Source organism: Sulfitobacter sediminilitoris, from assembly GCF_010667575.1.
In the GTDB taxonomy this organism is placed as follows: Bacteria; Pseudomonadota; Alphaproteobacteria; order Rhodobacterales; family Rhodobacteraceae; genus Sulfitobacter; species Sulfitobacter sediminilitoris.
Window position 1 is genome coordinate 1 of the sequence record NZ_JAABNT010000078.1, and the last position, 1,014, is coordinate 1,014.

Annotated in this window: 1 protein-coding gene; it reads right to left on the reverse strand. The window is 57.8% G+C overall.

Features of this window, described 5'->3' with window-relative positions; all coding sequences use genetic code 11:
* Window positions 1-931: IS110 family RNA-guided transposase (locus tag GV827_RS23180; protein ID WP_408056278.1), on the reverse strand; the 931-nt coding region annotated here is incomplete at its 3' end.
* Between the last annotated feature and the right edge of the window lie 83 nt (window positions 932-1,014).

The window sequence follows — 1,014 nt, forward strand, 5'->3', positions numbered from 1 at the left end:
CCCGCGCCAGCCAGTCGCCGAAGCTGAAGCCGGGCCAGTGATGGGGGCGCATCAGCACGACATTTGCGGCCTGAACAAACAACATGCGCAAGTATCGGCTTCCGCGCTTTGAGCATGGCTCCAGAACAGTCCGACCGCCGGTGCTGTATTGGCGGGGGATAAGGCCGATCCAGGCGGCGAAGTCCCGCCCTCGGTCAAAAACCTCGCCCCGGCCGACTGCCGCAACCATCGCCGTTGAGATCAAGGGACCAATACCCGGGATGGTCATCACATTGTCGCAGTTCTCCTCTGTCCGGCTGATGTCTTCGATCTCTTTGGCTATGGTCTCAATCCGTTCATCCAGCCACAGCCAGTCGCCGTAGAGACCGCTCAGAATGGCACGCATGCGCGGCGATATCTCATCCTGCCTTTCTTCCAGAATTGGCAGAAACGAGCTCTTCAAGGCATGCAGCCCTTTGCGCACAGTGATGCCTTGTTCGATCAAAAAGGCGCGGATCTGGTTGATCGTCGCGGTCCGTTGAGACACCAGCCTTGCGCGCACCCGATGCAGTGCCTGAAGATCCAACTGATCCTGGCTCTTCTCCGTCACAGTTCTCAGGTTTGGGCGAAGCGCGGCCTCAGCAATCGCTTCGGCGTCATTGTAGTCGTTCTTCTGTCCCTTGATGAACGGTCTGACGTAAATCACCGGGATAATCCGCGGCTCAAACCCCAAGCCGCGCAGTGTTCGGCTCACGAAGTGCGCGCTGAGACACGCGTCCATCCCGACCACGCATCGCGGCATCTTCTCGAATGTTGCTGTCAAAGCCAATCGCTTGACCTCCCGGCGCAGCACCAAGGTGCCAACGTCATCAAACCCCACCAAATGAAACACATCCTTGCCGATGTCGACGCCAATCACCGCCAGCTCGGACAGGTCTTCTACATTCTTCATACTCATAGCCACTTCTCCTTCTTCTTTGGGTAAACCATCTCAGGTTAACCCACCGGGGGAAGCAGCCGGTTCATCCCATTAGC